16 protein-coding genes are annotated in these 18,353 nt (G+C 36.5%); 11 read left to right on the top strand and 5 right to left on the bottom strand.

Features of this window, described 5'->3' with window-relative positions; genetic code table 11:
- Positions 1-111 precede the first annotated feature (111 nt).
- The gene (locus tag DN064_RS10350) at positions 112-1,275 is read left to right on the top strand and encodes a carbohydrate porin (protein WP_198659436.1); all 1,164 of its coding nucleotides are present in this window, start codon (positions 112-114) and stop codon (positions 1,273-1,275) included.
- On the opposite strand, the gene DN064_RS10345 is transcribed toward DN064_RS10350, so the two are convergent.
- The 3 genes from DN064_RS10345 to DN064_RS10335 all read right to left on the bottom strand — a co-directional run bounded on the left by DN064_RS10345 (position 1,272) and on the right by DN064_RS10335 (position 4,448).
- Positions 1,272-1,424, bottom strand: a complete 153-nt coding sequence (locus DN064_RS10345) for an SsrA-binding protein (protein ID WP_115462570.1) — start codon at positions 1,422-1,424, stop codon at positions 1,272-1,274. The two genes, DN064_RS10350 and DN064_RS10345, sit on opposite strands and share 4 nt — an antisense overlap.
- A 511-nt stretch (positions 1,425-1,935) precedes the next feature.
- The gene (locus tag DN064_RS10340) at positions 1,936-4,086 is read right to left on the bottom strand and encodes a M56 family metallopeptidase (RefSeq protein WP_115462569.1); all 2,151 of its coding nucleotides are present in this window, start codon (positions 4,084-4,086) and stop codon (positions 1,936-1,938) included.
- Positions 4,087-4,088: 2 nt separating this feature from the next.
- Positions 4,089-4,448: a BlaI/MecI/CopY family transcriptional regulator gene (locus DN064_RS10335; RefSeq protein ID WP_115462568.1), complete on the bottom strand. Its 360-nt coding sequence runs from the start codon at positions 4,446-4,448 to the stop codon at positions 4,089-4,091.
- A gap of 152 nt (positions 4,449-4,600) precedes the next feature.
- Between DN064_RS10335 and DN064_RS10330 the strand changes: the two genes are divergently transcribed.
- Positions 4,601-5,548: a calcium/sodium antiporter gene (locus DN064_RS10330; protein ID WP_115462567.1), complete on the top strand. Its 948-nt coding sequence runs from the start codon at positions 4,601-4,603 to the stop codon at positions 5,546-5,548.
- Positions 5,549-5,603: 55 nt separating this feature from the next.
- On the opposite strand, the gene DN064_RS10325 is transcribed toward DN064_RS10330, so the two are convergent.
- A complete protein-coding gene (locus tag DN064_RS10325; RefSeq protein WP_115462566.1) occupies positions 5,604-6,620 on the bottom strand; it encodes a glutamine synthetase beta-grasp domain-containing protein in 1,017 nt (338 codons plus the stop codon).
- A 174-nt stretch (positions 6,621-6,794) separates the two neighbouring features.
- Here DN064_RS10325 and DN064_RS10320 point away from each other — a divergent pair, with 174 nt between their 5' ends.
- From DN064_RS10320 to DN064_RS10280, 9 genes are all read left to right on the top strand, one after another.
- Positions 6,795-8,981 carry a glutamine synthetase III family protein gene (locus DN064_RS10320; RefSeq protein ID WP_115462565.1) on the top strand — a complete coding sequence of 729 codons (2,187 nt, stop codon included), beginning with the start codon at positions 6,795-6,797 and terminating at the stop codon, positions 8,979-8,981.
- 456 nt (positions 8,982-9,437) lie between these two features.
- Entirely contained in the window at positions 9,438-10,241 is an 804-nt protein-coding gene (locus DN064_RS10315) for a hypothetical protein (RefSeq protein ID WP_115462564.1), read from the top strand.
- Positions 10,242-10,368: 127 nt separating this feature from the next.
- Positions 10,369-10,878: an SH3 domain-containing protein gene (locus DN064_RS10310; protein WP_115462563.1), complete on the top strand. Its 510-nt coding sequence runs from the start codon at positions 10,369-10,371 to the stop codon at positions 10,876-10,878.
- A 23-nt stretch (positions 10,879-10,901) separates the two neighbouring features.
- The gene (locus DN064_RS10305; RefSeq protein ID WP_115462562.1) at positions 10,902-11,654 is read left to right on the top strand and encodes a CsgE family curli-type amyloid fiber assembly protein; all 753 of its coding nucleotides are present in this window, start codon (positions 10,902-10,904) and stop codon (positions 11,652-11,654) included.
- Between the two features lie 16 nt (positions 11,655-11,670).
- A complete protein-coding gene (locus tag DN064_RS10300; protein ID WP_115462561.1) occupies positions 11,671-12,099 on the top strand; it encodes a curli production assembly/transport component CsgF in 429 nt (142 codons plus the stop codon).
- Between the two features lie 20 nt (positions 12,100-12,119).
- Entirely contained in the window at positions 12,120-13,565 is a 1,446-nt protein-coding gene (locus tag DN064_RS10295) for a CsgG/HfaB family protein (RefSeq protein WP_115462560.1), read from the top strand.
- Positions 13,566-13,576: 11 nt separating this feature from the next.
- Positions 13,577-15,076, top strand: coding sequence for a carboxypeptidase regulatory-like domain-containing protein (locus DN064_RS10290; protein WP_157962288.1), 1,500 nt, complete (start codon positions 13,577-13,579; stop codon positions 15,074-15,076).
- A 115-nt stretch (positions 15,077-15,191) separates the two neighbouring features.
- The gene (locus DN064_RS10285) at positions 15,192-16,370 is read left to right on the top strand and encodes an AIR synthase related protein (RefSeq protein WP_115462558.1); all 1,179 of its coding nucleotides are present in this window, start codon (positions 15,192-15,194) and stop codon (positions 16,368-16,370) included.
- 6 nt (positions 16,371-16,376) lie between these two features.
- Positions 16,377-17,381: a DUF3078 domain-containing protein gene (locus DN064_RS10280; protein WP_115462557.1), complete on the top strand. Its 1,005-nt coding sequence runs from the start codon at positions 16,377-16,379 to the stop codon at positions 17,379-17,381.
- Here the strand turns inward: DN064_RS10280 and DN064_RS10275 are convergent.
- Complete coding sequence (locus DN064_RS10275; RefSeq protein WP_115462556.1) at positions 17,370-17,984, bottom strand: ATP-binding cassette domain-containing protein; 615 nt, start codon at positions 17,982-17,984, stop codon at positions 17,370-17,372. The two genes, DN064_RS10280 and DN064_RS10275, sit on opposite strands and share 12 nt — an antisense overlap.
- Positions 17,985-18,353: the final 369 nt, after the last annotated feature.

Genomic DNA, 18,353 nt, shown 5'->3' with positions numbered 1-18,353 from the left:
ATTCAAATATTTTAGAAGTATTCGTTATAAATGAACAATTATTTTTCAATATTCCTACTTGCTATGGGTCTTTGTTGGCTGCCATTGCACGCCCAGACAAAGACCGATAGTGTGCCAAAACTAGGAAGTCCGGATCAGGTAGAGAACCGGATTCGGTTGGATAATATTTTTGAAAGCGACCTATTTCAATTTAATGTTTTGCAATCGTATTTTGATTTTAAGGATGATTTAAACCAACGCTCTGGCTTCAATTTTGCAACAGATTATAACAGCACTTATTTTGGAAGTAACTCCGATGTAGGAGAAGGAAAGGCTGGTAGTGGTGTTTGGCGTATCTATGGCAACTGGGATTTAGTAGGGCGAAATTCAAAAAATTCCGGATCCCTAATTTTTAAAGTTGAACACCGGCATCGCTACACAACCATCCCCCCTAAAAGTTTGGGGCTGGATATGGGCTATGTGGGGTTTATAGCTGCCCCGTTTAACAATGATGGTTTCAGAACTACCAACCTGTATTGGAGACAACGTATGGCTCAGGGCCGAATTTCGATGGTTGTTGGGTTTTTGGATGTTACAGACTTTTTTGATGTCTATGGTCTGGCAAGTCCCTGGATGCACTTCACCAATTTGGCTTTTTCTACTGGTGCTGCTGCAGTTAATTTACCTAACGACGGGTATTTGGGTCTTGGGGTGGCCGGATGGATTACCGAGAGGGTTTACGCAATTGCAGGATTTGGAGATATTAACTCAGACCCCACTAGAGTATTTAATGGATTTGATACCTTCTTTAACAAGAATGAATACTTTAAACATGTGGAGGTGGGTTTGACCTCTTCCAAGGACTACATGTTATTAGATAATATACATGTTGCCTATTGGCACCGTGATGCCACTTCAGTTACGGGAGATCCCAATGGATGGGGCTTAGTCTTTTCTGCTAGCCGCTACTTTCAGGAAAAGTATTTTCCTTTTTTAAGATATGCCTATACCAAGGATGCGGGCAGTTTACTTCAAAATTCACTATCGGTTGGTTTTGGATACCAGCCTAAACCAGGTAGGAACCTTCTGGCCGGGGCATTTAATTGGGGACAAGTCAATGAAACTACCTTTGGTGAAGGTCTTAAGGATCAATGGACCCTTGAAATCTTTTATAGATTACAATTGTCCAAACGTTTGGCCATAACACCAGATATTCAATGGCTATTGAACCCTGCATTGAATCCTGTTAATAGTTCTGTTTTTATCTGGGGATTTAGAGGAAGATTAGCAATTTAGTCTAAGGCATTTTTGGTGACGTACCAACGCCATCCAATAATGGCCATTTGAATTTTGGAGGCCTTGGTGAGGTCCAATTGCTGTTTGGAATAACTTGGTAAGATGGCTTTATTGATTTTAGCTAGGGTTTTAAATATGGCGTTGCGCATAAAAATGATTGGTTGGTTAATGCGTTTGCCTAAAATTACTAAATCTTGACATACTTATATAAAGGATCTAGAACATCGAAATGATGAGGGCAATAACAACTTTGGCGAGAGCGATCATAATAGTTTTTTTTAACGGGTTAATATCTGTTTTCTAATTTGAGTTTTCAATATATAGGGGTGCCCAAATCCCACCAAGGAAATCTCTGAAAAAGAATGAATTTAACTTTGTTATTATAAGTAAAAAGATGAAAAGTATTATTAATAGAAACCTTTAAGTCTATAACTATGTTATAAATTATTACTATAAATATCAATTAATGTTTTAATATGTAATAATTGTAGGGGTGTTTTCAGTCTTTTTTCAAAATCATAGGGGAAAATTGATCTGTTTTTGGTCAATTTTGTGATTTTCATCTTTTTTGAGAAAATCATAGTAAAAATTTGATCGATTGTTCTCAAACAAAAAAAGCGCCTGATTTATCAGACGCTTTTCCCGATTTGATTGATGAAATTAATTGGATGGTGAGGTGGTAACCATTAAGGTACCGTTCTGTTCCCCAAAGTAGATGGTATCAATGCCGTCATCTGTTTTATAAGAGGCGGAACTCTCATCTCCCTGGTTATTTTTAAGGCGGATTTTTATGCGGATGATTTCACCCAACTCATTGCGTTTGATTTTTGAGTACTTAACGTCGACTCCTTGAGATTCAAGTTTTTCTTTTAACTTTTCCAATTCGATTCCTGTGCTGCGCTTGTCAATCTTGAACAAGCTCTTTTCAATGTCACTATCAATAAAAACGTAGTCATAAACAACATTATTATGGCCTTTATCTTCAACCCAAACTTGGCCTTCTTTAGTAGTAATTACTACAGCGCCATTTTTTGCCTTTTTACCATATAGTGAAACGGCATTATCTCCTTTTATGACATTCATTGATTTAATCTTATCAGAATTAATATCGTTGATTGTTCCTGTGGAAATCACCTTTCCGTCAACTATATAAAGTGGATGTTTACTAGTTCCTTTGTTTCTTACAGTAATCGTTTGTCCTGTTTTTCGAATTGAATTATTTGCATCACCAACAATAAAAATTTTGGAGTCTGTATCGAAATCATAATTAAGATTTAAAGAATCTAATTTTATTGTATAGGAACTATCTGGAGAGGAACCCAATTTATACACAAAATGATTTTTTTTATTATTGTCAAGGTGGTTATGGTGGTCTCCAATAGCAACCTTAGTGGTGTAGCTCCATTTTCCATTTGTAACGGAATCAATTTCAATAACGTGATTTTCATCTTCCGTGTCAATAAAGAAGGCATTGGACTTGGTAACATATTTTACCTTGCCTCCAGCCATTGAATCTAGTTCTATGACTTCCACGTCGCCCCCATCCTTACTAATCCAAACCTGCCCATGCTTATTAGAAGATGCTTTCGCTATATTTTTTGCTAGAACTGTTATTTGATCTTTAGCTTTAGATGAACCAATACTAATGCCTCCGTCCTCAGTCATTTCAAAAAATATGGGCTCAATTCCATCCGTTTCAGACACATTATAATTAGCAGAACTGGTTTTAGTTTTAAATTCCAGACTTATTTTAGTGATGACATCATTGGAATCCCTGCTAATGTCTTTAATGCTCATAACAACATCTTTCTCTTTTAATTGCTTTTTTATGGCTTGCAATTCCACATCGGAGGTTTCTTTAGTAATGATAAACTCCAGTAATTCATCTTGGGAATTAGTTTCAACTATACCCAATTCGTGATCTGGAGGAATTACTTCAGTTAGATAACGTGTTTCGGTACTAAAATTAAACAGGAATAAAACTAAAAATGGCAATATGTAAATCATCTTTAATTGCCTAAAAGGATTGGATTTTGATTTGTTTAGCATGATAATTCGTTTTTTGAGAAATGAACTTTGAAAATTATTAGCGATCGCCAATTGCTGCTTTGGTAAGCTTTGATTAACTAACACCGTTTGATAGGTTTTTGCGCATGGTACTTCTTTAATAGAGCGCTCATCTGCAATAAACTCTAAATTTTGTTTGAGATATTTTTGATACCACCACACCAATGGATTAAACCACATAAAGATTAAGGTGATTTCAGTGATGAGTATATCCAGGCTATGCCAGTCACGAACATGCACTTTTTCATGTGTTAGGATTTGTTGAATGGCTGTTCTGCTTAAAGCGAAAGGGTTAAAAATAATGGCTTTAAAAAAGGAAAATGGAGCGATGTCTTTTTCAGTTTCAAAAATAGTATACGATTTATGTGGTCTGCGTTTTCCCTGCAGCATAATAAGACCAACACTTCCTAACTGTACTAAAAACCGCAATGTAAAAACGGCTACACCTGCCCAATAGAGCTTCCGCAATAGTGATGGCCAAATTGGTGATGTTGTTTCGATAGCGGTGGCATTCACTGGATCCAATGTGGATATTGGAACCGCCTGAATATTACTTACAGCTTCCAAATAGACTGTTTTAGTTTCATATATAGGAATGGTAATCAGGGGAAAACTAACCGAGATAAGAAGTCCAATTAATAGGAACCATCTGTTGGAAGAGAAAAATGTCTCTTTTTGTAAGAACAGGCGATAACCTATTAGGAATATTAACAGTAGGGCAGAGGTTTTTAAAATATAATCCATGACTACTGTTTCTTTTCAATTAGATTGATGATCTCCTTTAATTCTTCAACACTGATTTTTTCTTCTTGAGCGAAGAATGACACCACGTTTTTGTACGAACTGTTGAAGTAATTGTCTATAGCTCTGGACATAAATTTCTTCTTGTAAGCCTCTTTAGGAATAATGGGGAAATATTGATGAGTTTTACCATAGGCTGTGTGATCCACATAACCCTTATCCTCAAGATTTCTAATAATTGTAGAAAGGGTGTTGTAGTGCGGAGCATCATCCTTCATTTCAACCATAACATCTTTTACAAAAGCCTTATCCAACTTCCATAATATGTGCATGATTTCTTCCTCTTTGTTTGTTAATTTTTGCATGTAAACTAAATTCTATATTCAAACATAACTATTTTTATAGTTTCAAAACTATAAAAGCAGTTATTTAACGTTATTTTTAGTTTTTAGGGTGTGAGAACACTTTGTATTATCTTCGCTGTTTAATCCCAAAGCACCAGGATTTTTATCGTCCTATGAACATCATTTTAATAATTATTGGTTTTGTTTTACTCGTAATCGGCGGCGAGTTTTTGGTACGGGCTTCAGTAGCATTGTCATTTAAGTTGCGCCTCTCTAAATTGGTTATTGGAATGACTGTGGTGTCTTTTGCAACATCGGCGCCAGAACTGTTAGTGAGTTTACAAGCGGCTTTCGACGGAGTGTCGGATATTGCGCTAGGAAATGTGATTGGTAGCAACATTGCTAATATTGGTTTGGTCCTAGGTTTAACTGCTATGATAGCACCTTTATATGCCAGTAAGGAATTTTATAAGCTTAACTGGCCCATGATGATGATCATGTCCTTGCTGTTATATGCCTTGCTAAAAAATGACCGGCAGCTATCTCCTCAGGAAGGATTTGGATTTTTACTGGCCTTGATTCTCTTCTTGGTGATTCTAATTCGTAGATCGCGCAAGAATGAAGATACCGAAACCCCAGATGAGGTGGACGAAAACTTGGCGGTGGTATCTACGTTTAAAATTGTAGTTTGGTTATTAATAGGCAGTGCAGGTCTTTATTTTGGGTCCGAGTGGTTGGTCGATGGGGCCGTTGGCCTGGCCAAATATATTGGTATTTCCGAGTATGTAGTATCTGTAACGGTCATTGCTATTGGTACCAGTATTCCTGAACTGGCAGCCTCCTTAATTGCTGCTATTCGAAGGGAAAAGGCTATTTCATTAGGAAATTTAATTGGCTCCAATATTTTTAATATTGGATCGGTGCTCGGTATCACAAGTATCTTTGGGGCTATTCGTGTAGAATCACCAGAAATTTTGCAGACCAACTTGTTTTGGATGATTGGTTTTGCAGCCATTCTTCTGCCGCTGGTATTCTTACCTAAACGCTACAGGATTAGCCGTTACAAAGGCTTCGTGTTATTCGGGGGGTATTTATTGTTCATTTATTTTGTACTAACATAAAAAAAGCGTTTTCAGAAATGAAAACGCCTTCTTCTTATAAATAAAACCTAATATTTTAAGCTGTAATGTTAGCCCCTTTAACGGTTTTAACAATTCTACCAGCAATTTTATACGGATCACCATTAGATGCGGGTCTACGGTCTTCTAACCATCCTTTCCACCCTTTTTCAACAGTGATAATTGGAATTCTGATGGAAGCACCTCTATCAGAGACACCATAACTAAAGTCATGGATAGATGCGGTTTCGTGTAATCCTGTTAAACGTTGATCATTGAATTCTCCATAAACAGCAATATGCTCGGCTGTTACTGGGCGGAATGCTTCACAAATTTTCTCGTAAATCTCTTTGCTTCCACACGTTCTCAACACAGTGTTTGAGAAGTTGGCATGCATACCTGATCCGTTCCAATCACCTTTTACCGGTTTTGGATGATACTCGATGTAGTAGCCGTAAGCTTCTGTTAATCGATCTAATAAATAACGAGCAACCCAAATTTCATCACCTGCCTTTTTAGCACCTTTAGCAAATAATTGGAATTCCCATTGTCCAGAGGCTACCTCTTGGTTAATGCCTTCAAAGTTTAAGCCTGCAGCAATACACAAATCGGCATGTTCTTCTACAAAATCGCGACCATGGGTATTTCTTCCTCCAACAGAACAGTAATACATTCCCTGTGGGCCTGGATAACCACCAATTGGGAATCCTAATGGTAGTTGAGTCTCTTTGTCCATGATAAAGTATTCTTGCTCAAAACCAAACCAGAAATCATTATCATCGTCATCAATAGTAGCTCTTGCGTTGGACTCATGTGGTGTACCATCAGCATTTAAAACTTCGGTCATTACCAGATAACCATTATTTCTGGCTGGATCCGGATAAATAGCAACTGGTTTTAATAAACAGTCAGAAGAACCACCTTCAGCTTGTTTGGTTGAAGATCCATCAAAAGACCAGATTGGACAGTCCTCAAGTTTACCACTAAAATTTTCTTCAATTTTAGTCTTACTTCTCATATTCTGGGTAGGCTTATAACCGTCTAACCAGATGTACTCTAATTTTGATTTGCTCATTACTCTACAATTAAATAAAATTTGCTGTGCAAAAATGCTAAAAATTAGATTGGCGCAAAAAAAATTGGGGTAAAAATCTATTATTTGTTATTAACAAATTATTCACCCCTAAAAAAATAGGGGGTGTGCATTAAAAACAAACATATATCTTTGCAGACCAAAATAGTTCTGATTATGTCCAATTTGCGATTTCAAGCCCTTAATACCTCAATTAATAGGTCTCAAATTAAAGTCGATGATTCGACTTTACGTTCCAGTTTATTTGCAAAACATGTCTTTAATACACAAGCCATGCGCCAGCATTTAACCAAGGACGCTTTTTTAGCAATTGAAGAGGCCAAGGAAAAGAATTCAAAGATTTCCAGATCAACTGCAGATCATATAGCTACGGCAATGAAAGAATGGGCATTGAAGCACCAGGTGACTCATTATACCCATTGGTTTCAACCATTAACTGGTGCTACGGCAGAAAAGCACGATGCATTTTTTGAAACCACTTCAGAAGGTTATGCTATCGAAAAATTTGATGGGAGTCAATTGGTTCAGCAGGAACCAGATGCGTCAAGTTTTCCTAGTGGTGGCATCCGTAATACATTTGAAGCAAGAGGCTACACCGCGTGGGATCCCACTTCTCCGGCTTTTATCTACGGAACAACCCTTTGTATTCCTACGGTGTTTGTTGCGTATACAGGAGAGGCTCTGGATTACAAGACTCCTTTATTGAGAGCCCTTCAGGCTGTTGATGCTTCTGCAGTGGCGGTTTGTAAGTATTTTGACAAGAATGTGAGAAAGGTGAATGCTTCCCTTGGTTGGGAACAGGAGTATTTTCTAATTGATAAAGCTCTTGTTGCGTCCAGACCTGATTTAATGCTCACAGGAAGAACACTTCTCGGGCATGCAGCGGCCAAAGGACAGCAATTGGATGATCATTATTTTGGTACCATTCCTAATAGAGCTATGGCCTACATGCGCGACCTTGAGAATGAATGCATGTTATTGGGGATACCTGTGAAGACTAGGCACAATGAAGTTGCGCCTAATCAATTTGAATTAGCTCCAATTTTTGAGGAGGCTAATTTGGCCGTCGACCATAACTCCCTATTAATGGATGTTATGCAGAAAGTTGCTGATCGTCATCATTTAAAAGTACTACTCCATGAGAAACCATTTGCTGGTGTTAATGGTTCGGGTAAACATAATAATTGGAGTCTGGCAACTGACACGGGGGTTAATCTATTATCTCCGGGTAAAACCCCGATGAGTAACCTTCAGTTTTTGACCTTTTTTATAAATACCATAAAAGCTGTTAAGGAATATGAAGAATTATTGAGAGCTTCTGTTGCTTCGGCGAGTAATGATCATCGTCTTGGGGCTAATGAAGCACCACCAGCTATTGTTTCTATTTTTATCGGTAATCAGTTAAGCAAGGTCTTAAATGAATTGGAAACCGTTTCTAAAGGAAAACTTTCACCAGAGGAAAAAACGGATCTTAAGCTCAATGTGGTTGGAAAAATTCCTGAAATTCTATTAGATAATACTGACCGTAATAGAACATCTCCTTTCGCTTTTACCGGTAACAAGTTCGAATTTAGAGCAGTGGGATCTAGTGCCAATTGTGCCAGTCCAATGACTGTTTTAAATACCATTGTGGCCAAGCAATTGCAAGTTTTTAAATTGGAGGTCGACACCTTGATTGATGAAAAGGGTATGAAAAAAGATGACGCCATATTTAATGTACTCCGAGAATACATTAAGCAGTCAAAGACTATTTTGTTTGAAGGCAATGGTTATAGCGATGAATGGAAAAAAGAAGCCAAAAAACGAAAACTGAGTAATAATATAGCCACTCCAGAAGCTTTGAAGGTTAAAGTTTCTCAACCAGTATTAGAGTTATTTGAAGAACTGGGAGTAATGAATTCGGTTGAATCTAAAGCACGGTATGAAATTGATGTGGAAGAATATGTGATGAAAGTACAAATAGAAAGTCGTGTACTTGGGGATATTGCTCGCAATCATATTATTCCAATTGCAGTAAGTTATCAAAATCGACTTATAAAAAATGTTACAGGATTAAAAACCATCTATGGTGCTTCTTATAAAACTTATGCTGAAGAGGCTTTGACCTTAATCGAATCTATTTCCCATCACATAGCATCCATCAATGCTATGGTGCGCGATATGACCAATGCCAGAAAAAAAGCCAATGTCATTTCTGATATTTCTAAGAAGGCTCAGATGTATTGTCATGATGTTAAGCCTTATTTAGAGGATATCCGATATCATTGTGATAAATTAGAACTACTAGTCGATGACGAGTTATGGCCCTTGACCAAATACCGGGAGTTGCTTTTCTTTAGCTAAGAAATTAAAAGATTACCATTAAATAGATTGTTTTTTGAAGATATAATAATTTATTTGCGTTTATTTTGGGTTTTTTTCGATAAATAGACCTTTTTATCGGTATAAAACATTGAAATAAAGTGTCATTTTCAACCTTAAGTAGTACCTTTATTTTTCAATTTAGATTTAGAAATACATAGCACGTAAAGTGAGACAAAATAGCAATCTGATTAATAGATCTCACCTCTTACTTATTATTAACCTGGCCTACGAGTTAATAATAACTGATTAATAGTTTTTTAGTTAATAGCATGAATTAATAGCACCGGATTTACTGATGTTCATGTCTTGCTGTATGCTGGTTTGAACCTCAAAGAACCCACAAGGATCATTGTTATAATGATCAAGATTAAACCATGATCGATTGGAGACTGTCCAAAAGATCAAACGTTAAATTATTAATTAAACATTTAAACTATGAAAAACTATGTTTTATCTGCTGCCGCTTTTCTAATGTGTGGTGGTTTGATGATGGCTCAAGGTAACACGAGTTCCATCAGTTCATCGGGTAACAACAATGATGTTGTTGTCGAGCAAATTGGTTCTATGAACAGTTCTGAAGTAATGCAAACAGGACAAAATACTTTACCTGATGGTGGGGTAGCTAATATTGCCTATGTTGGTCAATATGGCAACAAAAACACATCTTACGTTAAGCAGGCTGGTGACAGAAACCTTTCTGTAGTCTATTCAAATGGAAACCGCAATGACGCAAGTGTTGACATTGGTGTAGGTTGGGCAGAAAGAAATGTTACGCACATTGTTCAGGAGGGTAATAATAACTCTGCAGATCAATTTGTGAGATGGGATAAGAACGAAGCTTACATTTTCCAGCATGGTAACGGAAACTCAGCCTCTCAAGATCAGAGAACTGGTGAAGACAAGGCTAAAGGAAGTTATGCATTAAGTGTGCAGGCTGGAAATGGAAACATGTCTGATCAGACTCAGTATGGTAAGAAAAATTATGCAGTTGTTCACCAAATTGGTAACAGAAATTATGCAACTCAAGATCAAACTGGTAATCGCAATGAGGCTGTTTCTATTCAGGTAGGAAATAGAAACTGGTCACATCAGTGTCAAAATGGAATAGGTAACGTTAGTGATATCTATCAAATGGGTAACGGTAACACTGCCTGGACGTTCCAAATGGGTAATAACCATTCAGATATGACTACTCAAATGGGTAATGGTAATACAGCTATAACTTATCAGTCCAATTAGAATGGGATGATCATCCTCAATAAATCTATTGAGGACTGAAAAATTATTTGAAATTAGGAGGGTGTTTGAAATACCCTCCTTTTTCCAAATAGTTATAAAAATTATCTTAATCATTTAAAGTTGAATTATGAGACCGACATTCTTATTTAACGTCTTACTCTTTTTTATACCAGTATTTATTTTTGGACAATCAAACGATACGGTCGTTCCTAAAAAAACTAATGAACGCGTCTTCATAAATCAATTTTCTTCTTTGGCCTATAATTCCTCTGATCGGTCAAACATAACAGCTACAAATACCGATTCCTATATCATCATTCAACAAATAGGTGATGGTAATTCCATTGAATCATTAAATGACTCAGGTCAATTAACAGGGAATTATATTCAGTTTGGAAATTTCAACTCGATTAAGAGTTACAACACTATTAATAAAAGCGCGGAAACTGTTATTCAACAAGGGAATAATAACAGACTTTTGAATTATTCATTTGGATCCATAAATGAATCTAGTTTAAATATCATTCAATCAGGAAATAATTTGAACTTGGAAAAAATTGGAACAAACGCGCAGACAAATAATATGGCCCTAAAAATTACGGGAGACAATAGAACTGTTATTATCCGAAGTTATTAATATTTTTTTCTTAACTTTTTATCATGTTGTCCCGCCCCATCATACTTCTAATTTTCTGTGTTCTCTCTATTTGCAGTTTTTCACAACAACAGACTAATACCTCAATTGTAGCTGAGATTAAAACCCAATCCTTTGGTGAATTTATTGAAGCACAAGCCACAATTAAGAGTAAAACAGAAATTATTACCAATGTTAGATATGTATTGTATGTCTTCAGAGAAGATAAGCAAGAAGTTGTAAATCGAACCGAAGAATCGGACAATATAGTCATACAACCTAATGAAGAGGTCTCAGTAAAAACTTCGATCTATAACATTAACGAAACAGATAAAATAACCTTAATGCTGTTGTTGTACGATGATAATGAAAAACTCATAGGTAGAGACAGAAAGGTTGTTTTAAACAATGATGAGGAGGAGAAGAGAGGTGCAAAATTGGAGTCCAGTAAATCTGAAGACGAAATTTATTCAGGTAGAATTAGAGGCATTTTAACAGAAGACACAAAAACAAAGCCAGGGCGAGACTTTTATATCGAGTTTTCATCTATATATAGATTACAGCAAATGAATGGGGTAGAAGTAGTTAAAGTATACGAAAGATTTAGTTTTGGACGTAGTACAATAATGGAGGTGCAAGTTGGGAATACCGTGGTTCATCGATTCTTTACGCAGCCTAGAAGAGATTTTTTGCTGGAGCAAGCAAAAATTGCTATTGTTAATGTGTCAAGATACTTTGCTAACGTTGAACGTAACCAAAGTTTAATAAGAAAGTATTAGAAATAATATATAAATTATGAAGAAGTATCTATTATTTATTGGAATAATTGCGCTTATGGGAACAGGGTTTTCATCGGCTCAGCAGTTGGTCTACAGACCTGTAAACCCAATGTTTGGTGGTGACACTTTTAATTATCAACAGTTGCTAGCAAGTGCACAAGCTCAGAACTCATTTACAGATCCTAATGATCCCTTTAATGATTTGTTAGGTGATTTGAGTGAGGTGGAACGCTTCACAGAAAATCTGAATAGACAGTTACTTAACCAAATTTCTAGAAGTTTGTTTACTCAGCAATTTGGTGCAGATGGTGCGCTAACACCTGGAACTTTCACGTTTGGTTCTTTAGTTATTGAGATATTTCAATCAACTGAGGGATTAGTTATAGATATATTAGATACCACTAATGGTGACTTAACTCAGGTTATAATCCCGGGTGGTAACTAAAAACCTCAAATCAAATCCTCATGAAAACAAAAAACCTACTGGTTGCATTAATTCTTGCACATATACTTTACAGTTGTGGCGCCTATTTTAATCAACCCGTAAACGATCAAGAAGCAAGAGTTGGTGAGGCTACACGCGTTACTAAGGACTTGGAAAATTTACCACCTCCAGAACAACCTGTGGTCGTAGGGGTGTACAACTTTAGAGATCAAACGGGTCAATTTAAACCAACAGAGATCGGTAGCACATTCAGTACAGCTGTTACTCAAGGAGCAACCACAATACTATTGAAGTCTTTAGAGGATACTAATTGGTTTATAGCTACTGAAAGAGAAAATCTCAATAACCTGCTCAATGAACGTCAAATAATTAAATCGACACGTGAGGAATATGCTCAAATGAGTGGGACGCAGCCAGAACGTTTGCGACCTTTATTATTTGCTGGTATTTTACTTGAAGGAGGAATCGTCTCTTATGATACTAATATTGTAACGGGTGGTCTTGGTGCACGGTATTTTGGTATAGGGTCCTCTACAGAGTACAGGCAAGATAGAATTACCATTTATCTAAGGGCTGTATCAACATCTACAGGTGAAATACTTAAGACGGTCTATGTATCCAAAACTATTCTGTCACAGGCTTTAGATGCTAGTTATTTTAGGTTTGTAAGCTTTCAACGTTTACTGGAAGTTGAAACTGGTTTTACAAGAAATGAACCGGTTCAATTAGCAGTGACTGAAGCCGTTGAAAAAGCGGTCTATGCTCTAGTTATTGAAGGAATGAATGATAATCTTTGGGCACCAAAAGAAGGAGAAGAAGAAAAGGCCAAACAATTAATAGAGGAGTACTTTGAGGAAAAAGAAGAGTCTGGAAATACAAGACTCTATGACAGAATGTACAAAGAACGTCGTAGCGACAATGTTATAACAGCCTCTGTTGGTACTGCTTTGATCGATGGAGATATTGCCAACTCGAGACCAGGTTTTTATTTTGATATTGGTTACAAGCGCTATTTCAACTCTTTTTTGAATGCTGGATTAACTGTTAATCATTTTAAGTTAAGAAATGATGATCTCTACAATGAAAATGTTACCTCAGTAGATCTCAATCTAGAATTTACAATTTTGCCCTACGATAATTTCACTCCATTTATTTCAACAGGTGGTGGAGCAAATTATCTTAATAGTTCTAATCAGCTTGATTGGAAGTTTCAGTTTGGAATTGGCTTGGAATATTTAGTGTCCGATTCAATTGGTATCAAATTTTTGGCAGAACAGAATATTGTATTCAGTGACGAAATCGATGGTATCATAAGTGGTAAACGCGACGATTTTTATTACCGTTTCGGTTTAGGTGTAAATTTCTATTTATTCAATAAAAAACAATACAAAGTTAAAAGCGTCTCGCCGGTTGATGGAACAACTGAAATTTCACCAGCGGCAGGTTCTGATGTAAATAACAATTAATGAATGAGGTTATGAAGACTATAACAAACTACTTATTACTTGCCTTTCTGTCAATTGTTACCTTAACATGCAGTGAAGATCCGGTTGAGAGCATTGCAAAAGGTACCTTGACTGGGACAGTCGTTGAGGATGGTACCAATATTCCATTGGAAAATGTGAAAATATCAACCAACCCTAACTCAAGTACTGTGTTTACGAATGCTGAAGGGAATTTTATGTTGGAGGAAATTTTAGTTGGACAATACTCCGTTCAGGCTGAGCTGGATGGGTATTTGGCTGCATTTGAGTCTGCGGAGATATTACGTGAAAGTACAACCAACGTCATTTTTGAAATGCAAATAGAAACCGCAAATAATCTACCTCCTGTAACTCCAGTATTGATTTCACCATCTGATAACGCTAATGATGTGAGCTTAGAGACTGAATTGGTATGGTCTGGAAGTGACCCAGAAGGGGACGATATTACCTATACTATTGAGTTAAGGAATGATTTAGATGATGAGCTTTTAACATTTGAAACGTTAAACGACACAACATTAGTGGTTTCTAATTTAAGGTTTGGTTTAAAGTATTTCTGGCAAGTTGGGGCTAAGGACGATGTCAATGAAGACATGGTGTTAAGTCAAATTAGTTCTTTTGAGACCATTGATTCCCCCGATAATAGATTTGTTTTCGTCAGACGAATAGATGGAAATAATGTAATATTTTCCTCTGATGAAAGTGGAAATGAAGTGCAGTTGACAGAGAGTACAGCCAACAGTTTTCGGCCTAGACGAAATGTGGCTGCTAATAGAATAGCCTACCTTTCAAACAATGGTGCCGAGACCCATATTTTCACCATGAACCTCGATGGGTCCAACAAACAACAAATTACCTCTGCCGTTGCAGTTAATGGTTTTAATTTAGACGAGATAGATTTTAGCTGGACAGAAGATGGTGGACAATTATATTATTCCAATTTTGATCAGTTATTTTCCATAAATGCAGACGGAACTGATTTGCAATTAGTATACAAGACAGTAGATGGAAAGTTTATTACTGAAGTTGTTATTAGTGCAGATGAAAGTTTTATCGCACTTAAGACAAATACTGTTAATGGGTATGAGGTCAGTATCTTTACCATAGACCCATCTGGGGTCGTGATTGACGAAGTTCTGAATAATGTTCAAGGTGCCGCAGGAGGTTTAGATATTTCAGTTGATAATTCAAAAATTCTATATTGGTACGATGTATCGGAGTTCCAGATCGACAATTACAGACAGTTAGATTCTAGAGTGTTTATTTATGAACGTGCCTCGTCTACAGCCTTCGATATTTCCGATGAGAAGCTTAATGGAACTAACGACTATGACTGTAGGTTCTCACCAAACGAAGCACAGGTAATTCTAACGAATACGTCAAATGACGGTATATCTCAGAAGAATATTGTATTGGTTGCTATCAATGACGATAACACTAGTGGTGAAAGACTTGAAATAATACAAAATGGAGAAATGTCGGATTACGAATAGTGGGCCTTCCAAAAAATTAAAAGCACCTCTTATTGAAGGTGCTTTTTTTATATTCTACTATTTCAGGAGTCATTAATTAAACTACTTTTGCAATTAAATTTCAAGGAGTTCTGTAATGAGTAGTGAAACTAGTAAGCGATATGCTCAACGTGGTGTTTCTGCATCTAAAGAGGATGTACATAATGCCATTTCAAATGTAGATAAAGGTCTTTTTCCTAAAGCTTTTTGCAAGATTGTACCTGATTATCTAGCCAGTGATGAGGATTACTGTTTGGTAATGCACGCAGATGGGGCTGGGACCAAGTCGTCGTTAGCATATATGTATTGGAAGGAAACAGGAGATTTGTCTGTTTGGAAGGGTATCGCGCAAGATGCCTTGATTATGAATATTGATGATCTTATTTGCGTGGGAGCAGTAGACAAGATTATGCTATCATCGACCATAGGTAGAAACAAGAACTTAATTCCAGGTGAGGTAATTTCCGCACTCATTAATGGAACCGAAGAATTGATCTCAGAGTTAAAGGGATTTGGTGTTGAAATCCACTCTACTGGTGGTGAAACGGCTGACGTTGGTGATTTGGTAAGAACAATAATTGTTGATTCTACCGTTACAGCCAGATTAAAACGAAGTAAGGTTATTGATAATGCTAATATCAAACCTGGCGATGTTATTGTGGGGTTAGCCTCTTTTGGGCAGGCCACTTATGAAACCACTTATAATGGTGGTATGGGAAGTAATGGATTAACGTCTGCCAGACATGATGTATTTGCAAGTTATTTAGCAGAAAAGTTTCCTGAAAGTTTTGACAAGGCGGTGCCAACTGAATTGGTATATTCTGGTAGTAAGAAATTGACGGATGCAGTTGCTGGTTCTCCAATAGATGCCGGAAAATTAGTATTATCCCCTACCAGAACTTATGCTCCAATAGTTAAACAAATTCTGGATAAGTATGATAGCGATACCATTCATGGGATGGTACATTGTAGTGGTGGTGCTCAGACTAAAATATTGCACTTTGTAGATCAGCTGCATATTATAAAAGATAATTTATTTCCATTACCTCCTTTATTTAAATTGATACAAGAAGAGTCTAAAACTAATTGGAAAGAAATGTATCAAGTCTTTAACTGTGGTCATCGACTGGAATTATATGTTGATCCCGCAATTGCAGAAGACCTGATTGAAATTTCAAAGTCATTTAATGTGGACGCCCAAATCATAGGGAGGGTTGAGGCCTCTGATAAAAAAGAACTTACCATTAAAAGCCAATTCGGAACTTTTAGTTATTAAGTTATCATGCGCCATTTGTCGCGATTATTGATTGTTATATTCTTGGGCTTTGCACAATCCCTTTTTGCACAGCCAGATTCGTTATTTCTTAAACCTAAGGTTGTTCAGGAGTTTTATGGTTGGAACAATAAAAAGGAGGTTGGGGTCTATATCAATCAAGTGTCATTTACCAATTGGAATGCTGGTGGTGTCAATTCGATTTCAGCAATATTTACTGGCAAGTATATAGCAAAGTTTAAAGATGAAAAAAGCTTCTGGAACAGTTCTATAGACGCGCGTTATGGAGTTAATAGCCAGCAAGACCAGAAATTGCAAAAGACAGAAGATTTATTTGAGGTCATCTCAAACTATGGTTACCAAAATAGTAAAAACAGTAACTGGTTTTACTCAGCAAGATTTAGTTTTAGTACACAATTTACGGATGGGTTTAACTATCCTGATACGGATAACCCTATTTCGCGATTCATGGCGCCAGGTTACTTGTTTTTTGGTGCCGGTGTAGAGTATGGTAGAAATATTGAACGCTTGTCCTTATACATGTCTCCCCTTACCTTTAAGACTACCTTTGTTTTAGATCGAAATTTATCCAATGAAGGGGCCTTTGGTGTTGAGCCTGCGATATATGATTTGGATGGAAATGTGATTAAAGAGGGTAAACGGATTCGGAGAGAATTTGGGATTCAGCTAACCAATCAGTTTGAGGATGAGCTCTGGGAAAATGTTAAAGTCAAAAGTTTACTTAGATTATATACTGATTATATCAACAGTTTCGGAAACATTGATGTAGACTGGGAAATTACATTTGATATGCAGGTTAACAGATACATTAAAGCACTTTTTGGATCACATATTCGTTACGATGATGATATTAATACATTAGTAGAACGAGATGAGATAACCAACGTTCCCACCGTGGTAGTTGGACCTAGAGTTCAGTGGAAGCAACTCCTGGGAATAGGTGTTGTGGTGGATCTGGATATATTAATTAACAAGGAAGAATCAGGCTCGTAACCTTTTGATTCCTCTCTCTTTTAACTCGTAATACACATCGGTCAATTCTTCCCAATGATCAAGAGTGTGATCAGCTGTTAGTATGAGTTTGCTTTGCTTTTCAAGAAGTATAATTTTCTTTACTTGCTCGATCACTAAGGGACTTAATGATTTAAAAGGTTCATCTAAAAGGCAAATATCTCCTGGGCTTTTTAAAATAATGAAGGCTTCAATCAATCGTTGTTCGCCAGTCGAAAGGGTCTTAAATTTTACCGAAGCGCCAGGTTTGAAATCAGGAAATAAATTTTTGAATTCATCCCATTTAACCTGAAACTTTTTAAAAGCCATTTCTAACTTCATGCTATCTGGGCAAAAGGCATGTTCAGGGAGGTATTTTACGTTTCCAAGTGTAAATAATGGGTTTAAAATTACTTTACTATCCAATCTTAATAGCTTATACTTGGGTTTAAGATCACCAAAAATTATTTTGAGCAGTGAGCTTTTACCAGAACCATTTCGACCAATAATTGTGGTAACATGGCCGCTCTCAGCTCTTAGATAAATACTATTTAAAATTGGTTTGGATTTAAAGTAAAGTTCTACATTGTCTAATTCTAATATCATGTTAATTAAATTCCTTAAATAGTATCAAAAAGCTTAATGTAAGCAAAATGTCTACTATAAATACGGTAGCAAAGATCGTTCTGGATGAGATGCCTAGATTTTTGAAGAATAGAAAACGTCTCTTTTGTCTGGTTTCATGTACATAGTACCATAAAAAAATAAGCATAAACAGTTTGGTAACCGCGGCAAACACTAATCCAAAATTAAATATTCCCATAAGCACATTAATGGAAAATGAATACCATATAAAGGGTTTATAGAAAATCATAATTGTTAGAAAACGTTGCATATTAACTAAGTAAACGCAATTTATATATGATTATTTTCAGAGTTGACTCTTGGGTCTAAAGAGAAATCCAAATTCAGATT

The organism is Winogradskyella aurantiaca (assembly GCF_003362725.1).
Taxonomy (GTDB): Bacteria; Bacteroidota; Bacteroidia; order Flavobacteriales; family Flavobacteriaceae; genus Winogradskyella_A; species Winogradskyella_A aurantiaca.
This window is presented reverse-complemented; position numbering and strand designations above follow the sequence as displayed.